Annotated in this window: 20 protein-coding genes; 8 read left to right on the forward strand and 12 right to left on the reverse strand. The window is 63.6% G+C overall.

Annotation, left to right across the window (positions count from 1 at the left end; all coding sequences use genetic code 11):
- Nucleotides 1-72: 72 nt before the first annotated feature.
- From AB4Y73_RS04200 to AB4Y73_RS04215, 4 genes are all read right to left on the reverse strand, one after another.
- Nucleotides 73-912, reverse strand: a complete 840-nt coding sequence (locus AB4Y73_RS04200; protein ID WP_441868914.1) for an amino acid ABC transporter permease — start codon at nt 910-912, stop codon at nt 73-75.
- Nucleotides 909-1,559: an amino acid ABC transporter permease gene (locus AB4Y73_RS04205; RefSeq protein WP_441868917.1), complete on the reverse strand. Its 651-nt coding sequence runs from the start codon at nt 1,557-1,559 to the stop codon at nt 909-911. The genes AB4Y73_RS04200 and AB4Y73_RS04205 overlap by 4 nt, the downstream gene beginning before the upstream one ends.
- A gap of 117 nt (nt 1,560-1,676) precedes the next feature.
- A complete protein-coding gene (locus tag AB4Y73_RS04210; protein WP_441868920.1) occupies nt 1,677-2,564 on the reverse strand; it encodes a glutamate ABC transporter substrate-binding protein in 888 nt (295 codons plus the stop codon).
- A 73-nt stretch (nt 2,565-2,637) separates the two neighbouring features.
- Nucleotides 2,638-3,393, reverse strand: coding sequence for an amino acid ABC transporter ATP-binding protein (locus AB4Y73_RS04215; RefSeq protein WP_441868923.1), 756 nt, complete (start codon nt 3,391-3,393; stop codon nt 2,638-2,640).
- A 116-nt stretch (nt 3,394-3,509) separates the two neighbouring features.
- Between AB4Y73_RS04215 and AB4Y73_RS04220 the strand changes: the two genes are divergently transcribed.
- From AB4Y73_RS04220 to AB4Y73_RS04235, 4 genes are all read left to right on the forward strand, one after another.
- Complete coding sequence (locus AB4Y73_RS04220; protein ID WP_441868926.1) at nt 3,510-4,295, forward strand: TIGR00730 family Rossman fold protein; 786 nt, start codon at nt 3,510-3,512, stop codon at nt 4,293-4,295.
- Between the two features lie 23 nt (nt 4,296-4,318).
- The gene (locus AB4Y73_RS04225; protein ID WP_441868929.1) at nt 4,319-4,732 is read left to right on the forward strand and encodes a DivIVA domain-containing protein; all 414 of its coding nucleotides are present in this window, start codon (nt 4,319-4,321) and stop codon (nt 4,730-4,732) included.
- A gap of 38 nt (nt 4,733-4,770) precedes the next feature.
- Nucleotides 4,771-5,976, forward strand: a complete 1,206-nt coding sequence (locus AB4Y73_RS04230) for a hypothetical protein (protein ID WP_441869766.1) — start codon at nt 4,771-4,773, stop codon at nt 5,974-5,976.
- Nucleotides 5,977-6,209: 233 nt separating this feature from the next.
- On the forward strand, nt 6,210-6,377 hold the full coding sequence (locus tag AB4Y73_RS04235) for a DUF3117 domain-containing protein (protein WP_009357720.1): 168 nt from the start codon (nt 6,210-6,212) through the stop codon (nt 6,375-6,377).
- Nucleotides 6,378-6,437: 60 nt separating this feature from the next.
- On the opposite strand, the gene AB4Y73_RS04240 is transcribed toward AB4Y73_RS04235, so the two are convergent.
- Nucleotides 6,438-7,070, reverse strand: a complete 633-nt coding sequence (locus AB4Y73_RS04240; protein WP_441868932.1) for an O-methyltransferase — start codon at nt 7,068-7,070, stop codon at nt 6,438-6,440.
- Between the two features lie 230 nt (nt 7,071-7,300).
- Here AB4Y73_RS04240 and sigE point away from each other — a divergent pair, with 230 nt between their 5' ends.
- The 3 genes from sigE (at nt 7,301) to AB4Y73_RS04255 (ending at nt 9,255) form a co-directional block, all read left to right on the forward strand.
- Complete coding sequence (sigE, locus tag AB4Y73_RS04245; RefSeq protein WP_441868935.1) at nt 7,301-7,915, forward strand: RNA polymerase sigma factor SigE; 615 nt, start codon at nt 7,301-7,303, stop codon at nt 7,913-7,915.
- Between the two features lie 8 nt (nt 7,916-7,923).
- Nucleotides 7,924-8,769 carry an anti-sigma factor gene (locus tag AB4Y73_RS04250; protein WP_441868938.1) on the forward strand — a complete coding sequence of 282 codons (846 nt, stop codon included), beginning with the start codon at nt 7,924-7,926 and terminating at the stop codon, nt 8,767-8,769.
- 69 nt (nt 8,770-8,838) lie between these two features.
- Nucleotides 8,839-9,255 (forward strand): Sec-independent protein translocase TatB, encoded by a 417-nt coding sequence (locus AB4Y73_RS04255; protein ID WP_441868941.1) that lies wholly within the window; start codon nt 8,839-8,841, stop codon nt 9,253-9,255.
- Nucleotides 9,256-9,278: 23 nt separating this feature from the next.
- Here AB4Y73_RS04255 and AB4Y73_RS04260 read toward each other — a convergent pair whose 3' ends face one another.
- The 3 genes from AB4Y73_RS04260 to AB4Y73_RS04270 are packed head-to-tail and all read right to left on the reverse strand — an operon-like array spanning nt 9,279 to nt 12,446.
- Nucleotides 9,279-10,406, reverse strand: a complete 1,128-nt coding sequence (locus AB4Y73_RS04260) for an Mrp/NBP35 family ATP-binding protein (protein ID WP_441868944.1) — start codon at nt 10,404-10,406, stop codon at nt 9,279-9,281.
- An 11-nt stretch (nt 10,407-10,417) separates the two neighbouring features.
- Nucleotides 10,418-11,170 carry a DUF1003 domain-containing protein gene (locus tag AB4Y73_RS04265; RefSeq protein WP_441868947.1) on the reverse strand — a complete coding sequence of 251 codons (753 nt, stop codon included), beginning with the start codon at nt 11,168-11,170 and terminating at the stop codon, nt 10,418-10,420.
- Nucleotides 11,163-12,446 (reverse strand): magnesium transporter MgtE N-terminal domain-containing protein, encoded by a 1,284-nt coding sequence (locus AB4Y73_RS04270; RefSeq protein WP_441868950.1) that lies wholly within the window; start codon nt 12,444-12,446, stop codon nt 11,163-11,165. Before AB4Y73_RS04270 ends, AB4Y73_RS04265 begins: the two co-directional genes overlap by 8 nt.
- 77 nt (nt 12,447-12,523) lie before the next feature.
- On the opposite strand from AB4Y73_RS04270, the gene AB4Y73_RS04275 reads away from it, so the two are divergent.
- Nucleotides 12,524-13,450 carry a general stress protein gene (locus AB4Y73_RS04275; protein ID WP_441868953.1) on the forward strand — a complete coding sequence of 309 codons (927 nt, stop codon included), beginning with the start codon at nt 12,524-12,526 and terminating at the stop codon, nt 13,448-13,450.
- Nucleotides 13,451-13,604: 154 nt separating this feature from the next.
- Here AB4Y73_RS04275 and AB4Y73_RS04280 read toward each other — a convergent pair whose 3' ends face one another.
- The 4 genes from AB4Y73_RS04280 to AB4Y73_RS04295 form a co-directional block, all read right to left on the reverse strand.
- Nucleotides 13,605-14,438 carry a carbohydrate ABC transporter permease gene (locus AB4Y73_RS04280; protein ID WP_441869769.1) on the reverse strand — a complete coding sequence of 278 codons (834 nt, stop codon included), beginning with the start codon at nt 14,436-14,438 and terminating at the stop codon, nt 13,605-13,607.
- Between the two features lie 80 nt (nt 14,439-14,518).
- On the reverse strand, nt 14,519-15,505 hold the full coding sequence (locus AB4Y73_RS04285; RefSeq protein ID WP_441868956.1) for a carbohydrate ABC transporter permease: 987 nt from the start codon (nt 15,503-15,505) through the stop codon (nt 14,519-14,521).
- 33 nt (nt 15,506-15,538) lie between these two features.
- Nucleotides 15,539-16,909: an ABC transporter substrate-binding protein gene (locus tag AB4Y73_RS04290; protein WP_441868959.1), complete on the reverse strand. Its 1,371-nt coding sequence runs from the start codon at nt 16,907-16,909 to the stop codon at nt 15,539-15,541.
- 192 nt (nt 16,910-17,101) lie between these two features.
- Nucleotides 17,102-18,697: an aminopeptidase P family protein gene (locus AB4Y73_RS04295; protein ID WP_441868962.1), complete on the reverse strand. Its 1,596-nt coding sequence runs from the start codon at nt 18,695-18,697 to the stop codon at nt 17,102-17,104.
- Nucleotides 18,698-18,758 lie beyond the last annotated feature (61 nt).

An 18,758-nucleotide genomic window follows, 5' to 3' on the forward strand; every position in this document is an offset into this window, starting at 1 on the left:
CCGCTCCGGCGCATAGAGAAGGGGTCCGCAGCCGGATGGCTGCGGACCCCTTCTGCATATGTGCGTGATCGGTTACTTAAGTTCCGGTGCAATGACGGCGGTGGGTGCCTTCGCCACGCCACCGGCGGCCTTGTTTGAACCGCGGCGCTCGATCCAGACGGCGATCCGGGAAACCGTGATGTTGATCGCGATGTAGATGGCCGCGGCGACGAAGAAGATGGGGAACAGGAACGCGTTGCCAAGGAAGTCCGCCATGACTTGTACAGCCCGGAGCAGTTCGCCGTAGGCCACGATGTAGCCCAGCGAGGTGTCCTTCAGGAGCACCACCAGCTGGGCAACCAGCGACGGCATCATCCGGCGGACAGCCTGGGGCAGCTCGATCAGCATCCGGGACTGGAAGCTGGTCAGGCCGATGGTCAGGCCAGCTTCCCGCTGCCCCTTGGGCAGCGATTGGATGCCTGCGCGGATGATCTCGGCGAAGATTGCGGCGTTGTATAGGACAAGCCCGGCGATCACGGCGATGAAGGAACTCGTCCCAAATACGAGCAGGACGAACAGCATCATGAGGACAACCGGCATGCCACGGAGGAACTCCAGGACCACGCGGGTGGGGATCCGGATCCAGGCGACCAGGGAGATCCGCAGCAGGCACAGCCCCAGGCCGAGGGGAAAGGCTATGACTGCGGCGATGGCGGCAGCACTGAGGGTGGCCCCGATGCCGTTGCCGAGCAGTGTCCAGACGTCCGCCCGAGTGAAGATGGCCCAGCGGCGCCCTTCAAAGATGCCCTGCTGGGCGAGCGTCATGATGATGAATGCGAGCAGACCAAGGATCAGCACGCTTCCGATCACGGAACCGATCAGCGATACCCGGCGTGCTTTGGGGCCGGGGACGTCGTAAAGGACGGAAGTCATCGGGCAATCGCCACCTTTCGTTCCACCGTGCTGGCCAGGATGCCCAGCGGAACGGTGAGGAGCAGATAGAAGAACGCCACGCCGAGCAGCACGGCCATGACCTGGTCGCCGTTGGAATTGGCCAGCTGGCGGCCGTAGCCGAACAGTTCAAGCACGAAGAACGCACCGGCTACAGAGGAGTTCTTGACGAGGGCAATCAGGATGTTGATCAGCGGCGGGATCACGGTCCGCAGTGCCTGCGGCAGGATGATGAGCGAGAGCACCTGGCCGAACTTCATGCCGATGCTGCGTGCGGCCTCCGCCTGGCCGATCGGGACACTGTTAACGCCTGAGCGGACAGCTTCTGCGATGAATGCCGCGGTGTAGGCGCTGAGGGCGATGATGGCGGCCACTTCAAACTGTTCAAACTTAACGCCAAGGCGGGGCAGCACAATCGCCGCGAAGAAGAAGGCGATGGTCAGCGGTGTGTTCCGGAGAACTTCCACATACACCGTACTGAAGCCTCGAAGGGCAGCAATGGGCGAAACCCTGGCTGCGGCGAGGAGGGTACCCACGATGAGGGCGATGATCCCGGAGACGACGGACAGGAAGAGGGTGCGCAGAAGGCCTTCCCAGTAGAGGGGGAGATTGTGAATGATGACGTCCATAGGATCCTTCGGCTCTGGGCGTAGGGGGTCGTAAAGGCAGGCTGGCAGTTTCCGGGGAGTCCGCTGGGGTGCGGACGCCCCGGAAACTGCCCGGGGGTTACTTGGTAGCGGTGCTACCTAGTAGCGGACGATGGCAGGAAGCTTGGGAGCGGTCTTGATGACCGAACCGGCGGTGGCCTCCCAGGCCTTCTTGTAGGACCCGTCCTTGTCGAATGATTCAAGCTGGTCGTTGATCCAGTTGCGGAATTCGGTGTCGTCCTTCTTCAGACCGATGCCGTAAGGCTCCTTGGTGAAGGTCTGGTCCGAGGCCAACTTGAAGGCGTCCGGCTCCTTGTCCACAAAACCGGCCAGGATCACGTTGTCCGTGGTGATGGCCTCAACCTGCTTGTTGCGCAGCGGCTCGAGGCACGCTGAGTAGGTCGCTGCCGGTACGAGTTCCGCTCCGTATTTGTCCACGATGGTGGCGGCCGGAGTGGATCCGGTCACGGAGCAGACTTTCTTGCCCTTGACGTCTTCGGGCTTGGTGATAGAGGTGTTGTCCTTGTTCACCATCAGCGCCTGGCCAGCCTCGTAATACGGGCCCGCAAAGCTGACAACCTGCTTGCGCTTGTCGTTGATGGTGTAGGTGGCGATAACGAGGTCCACCTTGCCTTGTTCAATGAAGGGCTCACGGTTTGCCGATACCGTCTCGGACCATTCGATCTTGTCCGCGGAGATACCCAGCTTGGCAGCGATGAGCTTGCCCATTTCGACGTCGAACCCGACGGGCTTGCCGTCCAGGCCAACCTGGCCAAAGAGGGGCTGGTCGTACTTGGTGCCGATCTTGATGGTCCCCGCCGAGGCCAGCTTCGCCATGGTGGTTCCAGCAGCGAACGTCGGCTTCTCAACCGGGCTCGGGTTGCTGGAGCCGCCGGAGTCTCCTCCGCCACAGGCGCTGAGCGAAAGTGCGAGGGCAGCGGTAGCCGCTACGAAGAACGACTTCCGGCGGGTCATAAATGCCTTCATGACATTCCTTTCATTGATCGGCCGTAGGTCACGGCCAGGGTGCGAACTGGAGTGTGTTTTCGGTAATGGAAAATCAGTGGGTGAGCAGCTTGGACAGGAAGTCCTTGGCGCGGTCGCTCTTGGGGTTGGTAAAGAATTCCTCCGGCGTGGCGTCTTCGACGATCTGGCCATCGGCCATAAAGACCACCCGGTCAGCGGCCTTCCGGGCGAAGCCCATTTCGTGCGTGACCACCACCATGGTCATGCCTTCCTTCGCCAACTGGATCATGACATCGAGGACCTCGTTGATCATTTCGGGGTCCAATGCCGAGGTGGGCTCATCGAAGAGCATGACCTTCGGCTTCATGGCCAGGGCACGGGCAATGGCCACACGCTGTTGCTGGCCGCCGGAGAGCTGGGCAGGGAGCTTAGGAGCCTGGTGACCCACGCCCACACGTTCCAACAAAGCCATGGCTTCTTTATCCGCCTGCGCCTTGGCCATGCCTTTGACCTTGATGGGGCCCAGGGTCACGTTCTCAAGAATGGTTTTGTGCGCGAAGAGGTTGAAGGACTGGAAAACCATGCCGACGTCGGCGCGCAACTGAGCCAGCTCCTTGCCTTCCTCAGGCAGCACCTTGCCATCAATGCTGATGGTGCCGCCCTCAATCGTTTCCAGTCGGTTGATGGCGCGGCACAACGTGGACTTGCCCGAGCCAGAGGGCCCGATGACAACAACCACTTCGCCCTTCTTGACCTGAAGATTGATGTCCTTTAGGACGTGCAGCTGACCGTAATGCTTATTCACACCATTCAGGGAGACGAGCGCGTCGCCGGGCACATGAGTAGTCATAAGAAGAATCTAGCGAACAAAGACCGCCTATGACGGGAATCACGCCATGTTCCCGCGGAATCGTGATTCAAGAGATACCTCCCACCGGCGCGGCACCGGGGCATTAGCCTAGGGGGATGAGCATCAACGCAGATCCGGCAAAATCCACGCAGCCGCGCCGTAAGGGTCCCCTCGAACTACGACGCAAACAGGCAGCTGTGGAAATGTCCGATCAGCATCTGCTTGATACCAAGGGCGCCGGGCAGTTCGTTCATTCTGATCCGTGGCGGGTCCTGCGGATCCAAAGCGAATTCGTCGAGGGGTTCGGAGCGCTCGCTGATCTGGGGCCGGCGGTCAGTGTGTTCGGTTCGGCGCGCACCAAACCGGGGAGCCCGTTCTATGAAATGGGCATGGCGGTGGGCCGGCACTTGGCGGCCGCCGGCGTGGCGGTCATTACCGGCGGGGGGCCGGGCTCCATGGAGGCGGCCAACCGCGGCACCGTGGAAGGCAATGGCGTCTCTGTTGGCCTGGGCATCGAGCTGCCGTTCGAGCAGGGTCTGAACCAGTGGGTGGACCTCGGCATCAACTTCCGCTACTTCTTTGCGCGGAAGACGATGTTCGTCAAATACGCCCAAGGCTTCATCGTTCTCCCGGGTGGACTGGGGACCCTGGATGAACTTTTTGAGGCTATGGTCCTGGTCCAGACCCGCAAAGTGACGTCCTTCCCCATCGTGCTGCTCGGCGTCGACTTCTGGGGCCCGATGATCGAATGGATCCGCGGGACTCTGGTGGCCGAAGGGATGGTCTCCGAAAAGGACCTGGACCTGATCCAGGTAGTGGACGATCCCGCCGAAGCTGTGGAGCGCGTGCTGCACGGCACTGTCCAGGCTCCCTCCACCAACGGGGAACAACGGCCCGAATAGCCGGACCGTCCACATCTGGCACGATGGGTGGTGTGAGTTTTTTCCTGGTCTTCCTCGCCGTTCTGCTGATCGGTGCCACCATTTGGGCGGGTGCCGGTGGCTCCAGCAGCATCGTAGCCGGTGTGCGGCGCAAACTGCGCCGGGGTGATAGCCCCGCCGCCCCTGCAGCCGACCCTCCGGGCGCAGGGCTGCTCTATGCCGGATTCGCGCAACCCCCGGCCAACCTGCCCCCGGTGCTGCTGCCCGCGGATGCGGTGCCGGCCGACATCGATGATGTCCGGTTCTCCCTTGGCCTCCGTGGCTACCGAATGGACCAGGTGGACCAGGTTCTTGACGAACTGCGCGACCAACTGGCTGCCAAGGACGCCGAACTGGCTGAGTTAAGGATCCGGCTGCTCGACGCCGAACGGGCGGCCGCGCCCGAGGCCGGCGCTTGAGCGCAGACACGGGTGACAGAACGGGCCCGACGACGTCCATCACCGCCCTCGGTGCCCGCGCCACAGCTGCCATCCGGCGTTGGCCGTGGTGGCTGCAGGTAGCCGCCCTTTATGTCGCAGCCCGTGTGGTCAGCGCCTGCATCTTTATCGCCGCTGCCCGGCACCAGGGGCCCAATCCCTGGTTTCCCCCCGCGCCTGACTACTGGAATTTCATCAACATCTGGGATGCGCGGTGGTACAGCCGGATCATCACTGACGGGTACCCCTCCACGCTGCCCACGGACGCCGCGGGCAACGTGCAGGAAAATGAATGGGCCTTTTATCCGCTCTTTCCTGCGCTGGGCCGGGCGCTGGCGGGCCTGACGGGGGCCAGTCCGGCCGCGGCGCTGACGGTAGTGGCCATGCTCTCCGGGCTGGGCGCAGCCCTTGCCGTGTACTGCCTGTTCAGGCATAAGGCATCGCCCGGTACGGCACTGTGGGGAACGGCGTTCTTCGCAACTTTTCCCGCCTCGGCCATCCTTCAGGTTCCCTATGCGGAACCCCTCACCATTTTCCTTCTGGCAACCACGCTGTTGTTGGTGGTCCGGCGGCACTATCTCTGGGCCATGCCGGCAGTAGTGCTGCTGTGCCTTTCCCGCCCCGTGGGTGTCCCGTTTGCGGCCATGTTGGGACTTCTCCTGATCGCCAGGGCTGTGGAACGGTACCGGACGGGACAGGCGGGATCCCATAGTGTGCGCGAGCTGGCGTCCCTTGCCGGGCTCACCGCCTTGTGCGGCGCTGCTGCGCTTTCCTGGCCGGCAGCGGCCTGGGTTGCCACCGGCGACATCGCGGCCTATACCAAGACGGAAACGGTGTGGCGTGGCCACGACCTGGTGCCCTTCAAACCTTGGTTTGATACCGGCGTGGACCTTTTCGGCCCCGTCCTGGGAGTGTTGGCGCCGTTCGTTTTTGCCGTACTTTTTGCGCTGCTGCTGTTCACCAAGCCGGTGGTGCGCCTCGGCACGGAGCTTCGTCTGTGGTGCGGATGCTACATGGGGTACCTCCTGCTGTTCCTGCACCCCCAGACCAGCACTTTCCGCATGCTTCTTCCGCTCTTTCCGCTGGCGCTCGGGGCCGCATTGCTGTCCCGGTCCAAGGCCTACCGCGGCACCGTCCTGACCATGTTTGTGCTGCTCCAGATCGTTTGGATTGTCTGGCTGTGGGCGTGGGCGCAGCTTCCCGGCGGCGGCGATTACCCGCCGTGATGGTCTGCGGCACCACGCAATCGGATCAGGGAATCCGACGCGGCCGTAAATGTCCATCGATTAGCTACGTGCGGGTAATTACAGGATAATAGGGAGTAAGCAGGGACAACAGGATTCAGAATGTTCAGCAATGGCGGCATCAGTATGGGCTGCCATAGCGGCTTGATTTGACCACGCGGACACAGCCCGCCCGGGCTGCTATGTCCTGGGACTAAATGGAGGGGAAATTCCTCATGGCGGCTATGAAACCACGCACGGGCGACGGCCCTATGGAAGTCACCAAGGAGGGCCGCAGCCTGATCATGCGCGTACCGCTCGAAGGCGGCGGACGGCTTGTGGTGGAACTTAACGCTGCGGAGGCGGCCAACCTTAAGGAATGCCTCGTGGGCGTTACCGAATAATTTCGGGACCGGTTGATCCCGTGGGGCGAGGGCCCGCAGCTACAGGCTGCGGGCCCTGTCCTATTTCTTGACCGCTACCAGCAGACCGTCGCCCGTAGGCAGCATCGCGGAGGCGAGCCGGTCGTCGTCGCGGATCGACTTGCCCACCTGACGCAAAACCACTGTGTTGGCATCACGGGCGGCAGGGTTGGCGACGCGGTCCTTATCCAGGGCGTCATTGATGATCAGCAGCCCGCCGGACTTCAGGAGACGGACGGCCTGTTCGACGTAGCCTGGTAGGCCGGGCTTGTCCGCGTCGATGAACACCAGGTCATAGGCGGCATCGGTAAGGCGCGGCAGGACGTCGCCCGCCCGGCCGGAGATGGTCCGGGTGCGGTTCGCCGGGCTCCCGGCCTCCGCAAACGCCTCGCGTGCAGCCTTTAGGTGCTCCACGTCAACGTCGATGGTGGTGAGCACGGCATGGGGACCGAGGCCGCGAAGGATGCAGACACCCGAGACGCCCGCCCCCGTCCCGATTTCGACGGCGGTCTGGGCCTTGGACCCGGCGGCCAACACCGTGAGGACCGCGCCGACGCCAGTCCCGATAGGGGTCACCCCTAACTCGAAGGAACGCTCCCTGGCACGTACCATGACCTCGTCCTCGGCGGGCAGATCTTCAGCATAGGACCAGCTCGTGGACTTGTCGGCGCTCATGGGGGATTCGCTTTCTGGGCGGCAGGGGGATTGTCTACTACAGCCTACTGTGTCCGTTGGTGTCAGCCGCGGAAGGAATCCGTTGCGCCGTGGGCTGAAGGGCCCCGCCGGTCAGGAAATTCCCAGTCAACTTTGAAATGATGAAGATCCGCTCATCCGCGAGGTGGTCGGCGCCGAATCAGAGATGTCAACAGTATCCGGGCGATAGCAATCCACGATGGGAGTGGACGATGTCAGCATCAGATGTGGCACCTGTCCCTGCAACAGAACTTTCCGCGGCCTGGGTCAGGCCGACCTGGGACGAGGTGGTGGCAAACCACTCTGCCAAGGTGTACCGGCTCGCATACCGGCTGACGGGGAATAAGTTCGACGCCGAGGACCTCACCCAGGAAGTGTTCGTGCGCGTCTTCCGGTCCCTGGAGAACTTCAAGCCGGGAACACTCGATGGCTGGCTGCACCGGATCACCACCAACCTGTTCCTGGATCAGGCACGCCGGAAGAGCCGGATCCGCTTCGACGCGCTGGGTGAAGACGCAGAGTCCCGGATCCCGGGGCGCGAGCCCGGTCCGGAGCAAAGCTTCGAGCTGAACAACCTTGACCTCGACGTCCAGGCCGCCCTGGAGGAATTGCCGCCGGACTTCCGCGCCGCCGTCGTCCTGTGCGATCTGGAAGGCCTTTCCTACGATGAAGTGGCTGCCGCGCTGGGAGTAAAGCTTGGGACAGTGCGTTCGCGGATCCACCGGGGCCGGACCATGTTGCGCGAGAAGCTGGCACACCGTGACCCCCGCCCGCAGCCGGGCCGGAAGCCAAAGCTTTCGCTGCCGCGCATCGCCAGCATCCTCTGATCGGCACCATGACGCTCCAGAACCCCTTTGGCCGCAGGCATCACCGCGGCGCCGAGCACCTTCAGGGCTGCAACGAGTGCACAGCTGCCCTCAAGCGCGAACGCCAATACATAGAGCGGCTCCGCGAAGCGCCCGTGCCACCAGCCAGCGACGATCTGACGGCCCGGCTGCTGTCCAGGACCCAGTTGCTGGCGGCTACGCCGGAGCCCGTCCAGAACCAGAACCCTGGGGTGCGGGCACTTGCCCTCACGGCTGGCGGCACGGCTGCCGCAGCCGGAATTCTTGCCGTCAGTGCCTTCGCGATGGCCGGGGACACCCTTCCTGCGTCGGGCGCGGCCATGAACGCTAACCTGATGCAGCACGCGGCCCAACTGCCCGCCGACGGCAGGGCGCTCACGGCCACGCAACTGTCCGCGCTTCGCGCGGAGGGATGGGTGTGCCCGGGGTTCGAGTCGCTGGGATTTCAGATCCGGAGCGCCAACGCCGTCACCCTTAACGGCAGGCTGGCTGTGGAGCTGCACCTCTCCGACGGGCAGCACTACGCAACCGTGGTGGAACAGCACCCCGCCGAGGCGCCGGCAGGAACCGGCCAACCGGAGGTCAGCAGCCTCGCTCCCTGGACGGCCAGTTATGCCACGCCCGCAGGTACGTTCACCGTGGAGTCGGACCTCCCTGCCGACCGGGCCGACAACACGCTTCCAGTGCTCCAGCGGCTCAGTTCCGTTGCTGCGGAAGGTATTGACGCAGGCGCCAGCACCGCGTCGGGCACCGGCTCCACAGATGACGGTGACGAATCACCGGCCGCCCGGCTGGAACGCGGAATTGTCAAAATCGGGGAGATACTGTCGCAGTGAAGTTGGCAGGTTCCCGTACAGGCGGGCACGAATCGTCAGAGCGACTCCTGAGAGGGTAATCTTCCTAACGTGTTTGGAATCAACGGCCCTGAGTTCTTCGTGCTCCTGATCATCGGCATCCTGGTGATCGGTCCCCAACGGCTGCCCGAATACACCCAAAAGTTGGCGAACCTGGTCAAAGAAGTCCGCCGCATGGCCTCAGGCGCCCGCGAGCAGATCAAGGAAGAGGTCGGGATCGACATCGACGATGTCGACTGGAAGAAATACGATCCCCGGCAGTACGATCCGCGCCGCATCATCAAGGAAGCCCTCCTGGATGATGACACCAAGCCCGTCAGCGCAGGAGCGCCCGCCGCTGTGGCGGCCGTCTCCGGGGCCGCAGTCACTGCTTCCGGCAGTGGGTCCGGAGCGCCGGCACGGCCCGAACGCGTGGTCCAGGCGTTGCCGCCGGGCGCGCCCGCCCCGTTCGACTCCGAGGCTACGTAGCCCCGGTTCTTGGCGGCGTTGCTTCAGCGCGGCTGGAGCCCGAGCCTCAGTCCCGTCAGGCCCCGCGGTTTGGCAGCGAGTTTTCCAGCAATCCCGTTCAGGGCCATGGCCGCCGGAGTCTCCGGCCGGCTCAGCACAATGGGCGCTCCAGTGTCGCCGCCCTCGCGCAACAGGATGTCCAGCGGGATCTGCCCCAGTAGCGGAACATCGGCGCCCACCGTCGCACTGAGCCGTTCGGCGAGGATCGCCCCGCCGCCGCTTCCGAACAGTTCCATCCGCCCGCCGTCGGGCATTTCCAAGTAGGACATGTTCTCGATGACGCCAGCCACTTTCTGCCCCGTCTGGGTGGCGATGGCACCGGCGCGCTCTGCGACGTCCGCTGCCGCGGCCTGCGGGGTGGTCACCACCAGGATCTCTGCCTTCGGCAGCAGTTGGGCCACGGAAATCGCGATGTCGCCGGTGCCGGGTGGAAGGTCCAGGAACAGGGCGTCAAGGTCACCGAAGTAGACGTCGGTCAGGAACTGCTCGAGGGCGCGGTGGAGCATCGGGCCGCGCCAGGCGACGGGCTGGTTGCCGGTGACAAACATGCCGATGGAGATGACCTTGACGCCGTATGCCACCGGCGGCAGGATCATGTCGTCCACCCGTGTGGGCGCCTGCGTGATGCCCATCAGGGCCGGAACTGAGAAGCCATAGACGTCGGCGTCCACGATGCCAACGCGGAGCCCTTGCGAAGCCAGGGCGCAGGCCAAGTTGACCGTGAGGGAGGACTTGCCCACGCCGCCCTTTCCGCTGGCAACAGCGAACACCTTCGTCAGCGACCCCGGCTCGTTGAACGGAATGCCGCGCTGGGGCCCTGCCCCGCGTAACTGCTCCTTAAGGGCGTCCCGCTGGGCCCGGTTCATCACCCGCAGTTCAACCTCGACGGCGGTGACCCCGGGAACGGCGGACAGCGCCCGCTCGGAGTCCGCCGTGATGGTGCCCCGCAGGGGGCAACCGGCGATAGTGAGCAGGACTGCCAGCCTGACCGTCCCATCGCTGGAGATATCCAGCGAATCCACCATTCCCAGCTCCGTAATGGGACGGCGGAGTTCAGGATCAATGACGGTGGCCAGCGCAGCGTGGACTGACTGCTCCAGGGTGGCGCTCATTCGGGCAGGGCTCAGCTTTCGGGGGTAGGGGTGTGCTTCGGGGCGGTGGCGCCTAGATCTGTGGCCCCGCCGTCAGCGGGCCTCGTGGCGACGTGGCTGGGTTTGACCTTCGGCATCTGCTGCGTGCGCGGGCCCCGCTGTTTGTCACGCTTTTCCTTCAGTTTTTCCTTGATTTTTTCCCGAGGCGACTCGTGGCTGCCGGCCCCGGCAGGATCGTGTGTGCGCAGTTCTTCCTGGGCCTCCAAGATGTCCTCAAGAAGGCTCCGTAGTTCCGCTCGGACGTAGTCTCGGGTGGCCACCTCGCGCAGCGCGATCCGCAGGGAAGCCAGCTCCCGGGTCAGGTACTCGGTGTCGGACAGGTTGCGCTCGGCGCGCTGGCGGTCCTGCTGGAGCGAGACGCGGTCCCGGTCATCCTGCCGGTTCTGGGCGAGCAGCAGCAACGGGGCCGCATACGAGGCCTGGAGGGACAGCATGAGTGTGAGCAGCGTGTAGCCCAGCGCCTGAGAGTCGAACTGCCACTGCTCCGGCGCAAAGGTGTTCCAGACCAGCCAGAAAACGCAGAACACGGTCATGTAAACCAGGAACTGGGGCGTGCCCATAAACCGGGCAAAGCCCTCGGTGGCGTGGCCAAACGCGTCAGGGTTGGGGGAAAACTTCGGCAGCATGCGCTGACGGCCGCTCATGGGTGTGTCCAGCCCGCCCGTGATCGGCGGCTTGGCCGTCGGGCGCTGGCCGGGATTCTTGTGGGTGCCGGTGTCAGCCAATGCGGCCTCCCAGTTTTCTTATCGGGACTTCGCCATCGTTGGCTCGCCAATCGTCGGGCAACATATGATCCAAAACGTCATCAACAGTCACCGCCCCCACAAGCCGGCCGTCATCATTGACCACGGGGAGGGAGTTCAGGTTGTAGGTTGCCAGGGTCCTGGCAACTTCACTGATGTGGGCTTGGTCTGACAGCGGCTCCAGGTTCTTATCCACAAGGTTGCCCAGTGGCTCGAACGGCGGGAACCTCAGCAGTTGCTGGATGTGGACCACCCCCAGGAAACGGCCGGTTGGGGTTTCCAGGGGCGGCCGGGCGACGAAGATGGATGAGGCCAGTGCCGGGGACAGCTCCTCACGGCGGACGTGGGCCAAGGCTTCCGCGACTGTTGCCTCGGGCGGCAGGATCACCGGAACCGGAGTCATCAGGCCGCCGGCTGTGTCCTCGTCATATTCCAGCAGCCGGCGCACGTCCTCGGCCCCTTCAGGTTCCATCAGCTGCAGCAGTTCTTCGGCCTGCGCGTGAGGCAACTCGCCCAGGAGGTCGGCGGCGTCGTCCGGATCCATTTCCTCCAGGACATCGGCTGCACGCTGGAGATCGAGGGCGGAAAGGATCTCCACCTGGTCATCCTCCGGGAGCTCCTGCAGGACGTCGGCGAGCCGTTCGTCCTGGAGTTCGCTGGCAACCTCGAAACGGCGTTTGTCGCTCATCTCCTGCAATGCGTCGGCAAAGTCTGCAGGCTTGAGGTCCTCGTGGTTGGCCACGAACTGGGTGGCCGCCTGCGGCTCGGTGCGGGCACCCTGCAGGGCGTCGGCCCAATCGATGATCATGGTCTCGTTGCGCCGCAAACGGCTGAGCGGGGAAAGCGAGTGGCCCCGGCGGACGAAAAGTTTGCTGACAAACCAGTCGCGGGAGCGGTGCTGGTCGATAGCGATGTCTTCGATGGTGGCGTCTCCACTGCCGTCCCGCAAGGTGACCCGGCGATCGAACATTTCCGCGACTACCAGGGTCTCGGCACCGCGCTGCTCAAAGCGGCGAAGGTTGACCAGTCCCGTGGAGATGATCTGCGTCTGATCGATCGAGGTAATGCGGGTCATCGGCACAAAGACGCGTTTCTTGCCGGGAACTTCGACGACGATGCCCACCACGTGCGGGGCGCCCCGGCTGCCGCGGGAGAGCACCACAACATCGCGCAGGCGCCCCAGACGGTCGCCCAAGGGGTCGAAGACGTCAAGGCCCAGTAGGCGGGCCACAAAGACGCGCGAAAGATTTGTGCTCACGTTTACAGGCTACCGAGTCTGCTCTCTTTTAGCGGAATCTACAGGCGGCACACATGCGGATAGGCAACAATGGGTGTATGTCAAACATTTTTGGTGCTCCCAAGGCCGGCGGTCCCACCGGGCCGGACGACGCCCGTATGGTTCCGACTGGTGACTCGGTCGGCTCGTACACCTCCTACTTGGACGCCCAGAAGGCGGTGGACTACCTCGCGGACCAGCAATTCCCGGTCCAGATGGTTTCCATCGTGGGCAACGAACTCAAGATGGTGGAGCGCGTGACCGGCCGCCTCAGCTATCCGCGCGTGGCGCTCTCCGGCGCCCTCAGCGGCATGTGGTTCGGTTTGTTCGTCGGCGTGATGCTGTCCTTCTTCGCACCCTCGCCGGGGTACTTCTCCATTCTCGCGTCCGTCCTGATGGGTGCTGCCTTTTTTATGCTGTTCGGCATCGTGACGTACGCCATGCAGCGCGGTAAGCGGGACTTCACGTCCACCAGCCAGGTGGTGGCCACCAGCTATGACGTCATCGTTGCCGTGGAAGCCGCCCATGAGGCACGCCGGCTCCTCCAGCAGTTGCCCATGACCCGGTCGGACGCGGCAGCCACTTCCTACAGCGGGCCGGGCTACCAGAGCCCGCAGTACGGTCAGCCGGGGCAGCAGCACCCTCAACAACACGGCCAGCCGGGGCAGGCACACCAGCCGGGGCAGGCACCCGCCCGCCCCTCGGGGTGGAACGACCCCTATGGCCAGCAGGGCACCGGCCACACCGCAGAACCAGGGCAGGGCCTGCAGCCAGAGGGAGCACAGGAACCGGCCCAGGCCCCCGTTGCGGCAGTACGTTACCCAGATCTTCCGGACGGCCGGCCCCAGTACGGGGTCCGTGTCAGCGATCAGCCAGCTGCAGGCTCGCGGCCGTCTGCTGCCGGCGAACATGAGTCCGGCGAGCCCCAGGCCACGAACGACTCCTCGAAGGACTTCTCGAAGGATTCAGGAGAACCTACACCGTAGGCCGGTGAGCTCAGGCGCCGGGTTAGCTTCACGGTCCGTGCCGCCTCAGGGCCAATAAAGAACTCCGTCCAAACCTGGCTAACGCCGGTCGGGACGGAGTTCTTTTTTGGTGGGTGATTGCTAGGTGGCGCCCCTGCCGGCTATTTGACGCCGCCTATTTGACGCTGCCGGCTGTCAGGCCGCCCACAAGGTACTTCTGGAACATGAAGTACAGCACCACCACAGGGACGGCGCACACCAGCGATGCCGCCATCATCTGCGAATACACGGGGATCGCTCCGCCTTCAACCGCTGACGCGAAGACCTGCAGCGCTACGGCCGCGGTGTGGGTGTCCGGACGGGTGAAGACCGATGCGAACAGGACATCGTTCCAGCCGAGCAGGAAGGCAAAGATCGCGGAAACGATGATTCCTGGCCAGCTGAGCGGAATGATGATCCTGAACAGAATTCCTAGGTTGGAAGCACCGTCAATGCGTGCCGCCTCCTCCAGCTCACGCGGAAGTCCCCGGAGGTACGTGACCATCACCCATGTGGAGAACGGGAGGGCGAATGTCAGGTAGGCGATGAAAAGGCCCCAGAGGGTTCCAATAACCGTCACGCCCAGGTAGGTTCCCGCCGAGGAGAACAGCACAAACACGGGCAGGAGCATGAGGGTTCCGGGGATGGATTGGAGTCCCAGCAGGCCGCGCAATACCGTCAGGCGGCCCCGGAATTCGAACCTGACCAGCACGTAGGCTGTCCCGATAGCCATCAACGCCGAGACCACCGCCGTGGCACCGGAAACGATCAGGCTGTTCCCGATGGCCTTCGCCAGGCCCACAGAATCCCAGATCTTGTTATAGCTGTCCAAGGAGAAGCTGCTCGGCCAGAACTCGCCGCTGGCCACACCCACGTCCGTGTTCAACGAGGCCAGGAAAATATACAGGATGGGGATCAGCACCAGGGCGCACAGCAGGACCGTGATGATGATCAGCAGGGGCTTCGGCATCAGGCGCGTGACTTCGAGGGCGGCATCACGCCGGATCGGCTGCTTCGCCTGCCGCTCGATCGGGTTCGCTGCGTCGATGGTCATTTCTTTCCTCCCTCGTGCACGTCAAGCCTGACTGCGCGCAGGTAGATGAAGAGCGGAATGGCGATCAGCACCAGTGAAACGACAGCCATCGCCGCGCTCAGGCCGAACCGGAAGCTCTGGAAGCTGGTGACGTAAACGAGGATCGGCAATACGTTCACGTCCGATGGGGCCGGCGCGCCAAAGAGTACGTAAGGAAGGGTGAAGTTGTTGATGTGGTTCAACGTGGCAAGCAGGAAAGCGAGCGAGACCGGGCCCTTTAAGTAGGGAAAGATCACGTACCGCAGCTTGGTCCACCAGAGTGCACCGTCAAGGGCTGATGCCTCGTGAACTTCGTGGTCAACGGCCTGCAGGCCGGAGAGGGCGAGCAGGTAGATGAACGGCCACGCCGCCCAGATCTCAACCCACACCAGCGTCCAGTACGAGTTGGGGCCATTCAGCCAAAGGCCGCCGCCCATGCCCATATTGGTCAGCGTCACGTTGACGATGCCGTCCGGCTGGAGCATGGTCCGCCATACGCTGGCCACCACGAATGATGGCAGGACGTAGGGGATCAGGAAGACTGAACGCACCAAGGCGCGGCCACGGTAGGCGTTCTGGGTGACGACGGCGGCAGCCACGCCCAGCGGGATGGTCACCAGGGTCGAGATCACCGCGAAGGACACGGACAGCCAGATCGAGCGGAGCAGGTCACTGCTGGTGGCCGCTTCGATGTAGTTGTGGATGCCGATGAATTCGGCGCTGACCCACCGGCGCAGGCTGTACTGGTCCAGGTCGATCACGGACATCCAGATGCCCATGGCCAGCGGGATGAGGATGACCACCGTCATCAGGAAGCCGCCAGGAATCAGCAGCCACAGCGGCCGGTTCTTTTCGCTCAGCCCCTTCCGGCGCTTATCACTGGGCTTAGGCCCGCCGGGTCCGGCGGCCGCCCCGGCCGGCGGACTGCTGTCCGACGGCCGGGGCTCGGTAACGCTGCTAGCCATGTTCCGTAACCTTCCGCGGTCGTCCGGTCGGTCTTACTTCTTGGCCCGGTCCAAGGCAGTCTGCGACTTGGCTTGTTCGTCCTTGAGCCGCTGGGCGAGGTTGGCATCGCTGACGGCACCGGCGGAAAGATCCGGAATGGACTGAACCACCACGTTCGTCAGCGACAACTGGACATCTCCCCAGGCCCCGCTGAACGGCGTTGCGACGGATTTGGCACCCGAATCGAGGGCGGGCGCGATCATTGGGTTGCTGGAGAGTTCCTTGGCAGCCTCGGCGTTGGCAGGCAGCTGGCCGAAGACCTTGAAGTAGTTGAGCTGGACATCCTTTTCGGTGATCATCTTGATGAAGGCGAAAGCGAGGTCCTTCTGCTTGGAATAGTCCGCAACCACGAGGTTGTCACCGGAAAGGATGCTTGATGCGGGCTTGCCACCGGAAGGGTTGGAGGTCGCGCCGGGCGGGACTGTAGGCATCAGCGCGTACTTGTACTTGCCCTTGACCGAAGAGGCGTCCAATGCGGGGATGGACAGCGGCGAAGTCATGGGGAAGTAGGCTGCCTTGCCTGCCGCGAACGCAGCCAGGGCCTGAGGGTTGGCCCAGCCAACCGAGGCAGGGTCAACCACCTTGTCCTTGGTCACCCAACCGAAGTAGGTCTCGTAGGCCTTTTTGGTGATTGGGTCGTCAAGGCGGACCTTGCCTCCATCAATAAGGGGGTTGCCTGCCTGGATGGACATTCCCCAGATGTACTTCCAGGGATCGAAGTTGTCCTTGTAGGCCACGGCGACGCCGTACTGGTCACCTTTTGTGAGCTTCTTAGCCTGCTCGGTGAATTCGTCCCACGTCGTGGCCGGCTTCTCAATGCCGGCAGCGGCCAGCAGTTCGGTGTTGTAGGCCATGACGAACGGCCGGCTCACGAACGGAATGCCGATCTGGTTGTCCTTGTCGGGGCCGGAAATACCCAAGGCGGCGGGAACGAACTTGTCCTTGCCGCCGAGCTGGTTCCATTCGTTGTCACCCAGCTTCACGAATGCCCCCGTGGAGTACGCCGTGGGGGTGAACGTGGTGCCCAGCCCGTAGACGTCGGGGCCCTGGCCGGACACCACGGAGGTCTGGATCCGGGTCATCTCATCATTGGCGGTAGCGAACGTCTCCCATTGGATGTCGGCTCCGGTTTCCGCCTTGAACTTGGTGCTCATTTCCTTGAACCACGCCTGCTGCTCCTGGGGGTACTGCGCAGTCACGTTCATCAGGACGTTGAGCGTCTTCCCGGTGCCATCCACCTTGCCGCCCGTGCCGCCGGTGCTGGTGCCGCCTGACCCGCCCGAGCCGCCGCACGCGGCAAGCATCAGGACCGAAATTGTCGCGGCGGCAACAGCACCCAGGCGACGTGGTTTGGACATACCCATGAGACTTCTCCTTTGAAGACATACGTTGCGGCAGAGATCCGAGACTCAGATCACAGTCTACGATTTTGTTTCTCCGCGGCCAGCGTATTCACCGAAGTCAAAGTTTGGCAAGCGATTGCCAAGAACTGTTATCAGAGCTTCACCATGGGTAGTGCTGCCTTGTTCAGCCCCAGCAAGGGCTGTCACATCCCGTCAGACAGTGCCTCCGTGAGCGCCATGCCCGGCCTCGCCGTAGATGCCTGCCATCCAGGATTCGACGTCGGCAGCCTTTCGGGGGAGTTCGGCGCTGAGGTTGACCGGACCGTCGGGCGTCATCAGGATGTCGTCCTCGATCCGCACCCCGATGCCGCGGTACTCGGCAGGGATGGCCAGGTCTTCGTTCTTGAAGTACAGGCCCGGCTCGATAGTGAAGACCATGCCCGCAGTGAGCACGCCATCGAGGTAAAGCTCGCGCTTGGCCTGGGCACAGTCATGGACGTCGAGACCCAGATGGTGGCTGGTGCCGTGCGGCATCCAGCGGCGGTGCTGCTGGCCTTCAACGCTGATGGCTTCCTCAACACTGACCGGCAACAGCCCCCACTCGGCGAGCCGTTCGGCCAGTACCGTGGTGGCGGCAGTGTGGATGTCCCGGAATTTGGTGCCTGGCTGGGCGGCGGCGAACCCGGCGTCGGCGGCGTCTAGGACGGCTTCATAGACCTTGCGCTGGATATCGCTGAACGTCCCGTTGGCAGGCAGGGTCCGGGTGACGTCGGCCGTGTACAGCGAGTCGGCTTCAACGCCGGCATCCAGGAGAAGCAGGTCGCCCGCGTTGATCCTGCCCGTGTTGCGGTTCCAGTGCAACACAGTGGCGTTGTTGCCTGCGGCGGCGATGGTGTCGTACCCCAGTTCGTTGCCCACTTCGCGGGCCCGCGCAAAGAAGGCACCTTCCACCACGCGTTCGCCCCGGGCGTGCGTCAGCGCCCGTGGAAGTGACTTGACCACTTCCACAAAACCCTCAACCGTGGCTGCCACGGCCGTCTTCATCTGCTCAACTTCCCAGTCATCCTTGAGGAGCCGGAGTTCGGACAGGGCTTCGGAGAGTTTTTCATCCAACGCATCAAGCACGGCGAGGTCCAGGTTGTCCGGATCCTTGGCAGTGTTGTAGCGGGCCGTATCCACGAGCGCGTCGATGTTCTCATCGACCTTGCGGACCAGCCGGATGGAGGTGCCCCCGATCTCAGGAGCGCCCACGTTCTTGGTGATCGCAGTTTCGAGTCCATCAATGTGCGCAGTGGGCAGGCCCAGGCGGGCTTCGAACTCGGCGAGCGTTGGGCGGGTACCGATCCAGAATTCACCCGACCGTGAGTCTGCGTAGAACTGTTCTGTATCCCTTCCCGCCAGCGGACGGAAGTAAAGGGTGGCACGGTGGTGCCCGCCGTCGTCGCCCTTTCCTTCCCCGGCCGGCTCCAGGATGAGGACGGCGTCCGGCTCATGGTCCAGGCCGAGGCCGGTGAGGTGGGCGAAGCCCGAGTGGGGGCGGAACCGGTAATCGCAGTCGTTGGACCGGACTTTCAGCGGGCCCGCGGGGATGACCAGACGTTCGCCTTTGAACTGGTCGGAAATGGCCTTGCGCCTGGCCGCGGCGTAGTCCGCAACGGTGTCGCGGGCCGGCAACTCCTGGCCGGTCGGCGCCCAGTTGCTGGCCATAAAAGACTTGAAGGCATCGGAACTGGGCCGCTGCGAGCGGTTGTTGACGCGCTCATCGAGGGGCTGGGAAGCAGAGTTTGGGGTGTTTTCGGCATCGTTCACGGCACCATCGTCTCACCAGCGGCCCGGCATGCGCGACAAAGGAGCCAATACCCGGGCAGGC

This window comes from Pseudarthrobacter sp. TAF60_1 (assembly GCF_052113505.1).
GTDB lineage: Bacteria > Actinomycetota > Actinomycetes > Actinomycetales > Micrococcaceae > Arthrobacter.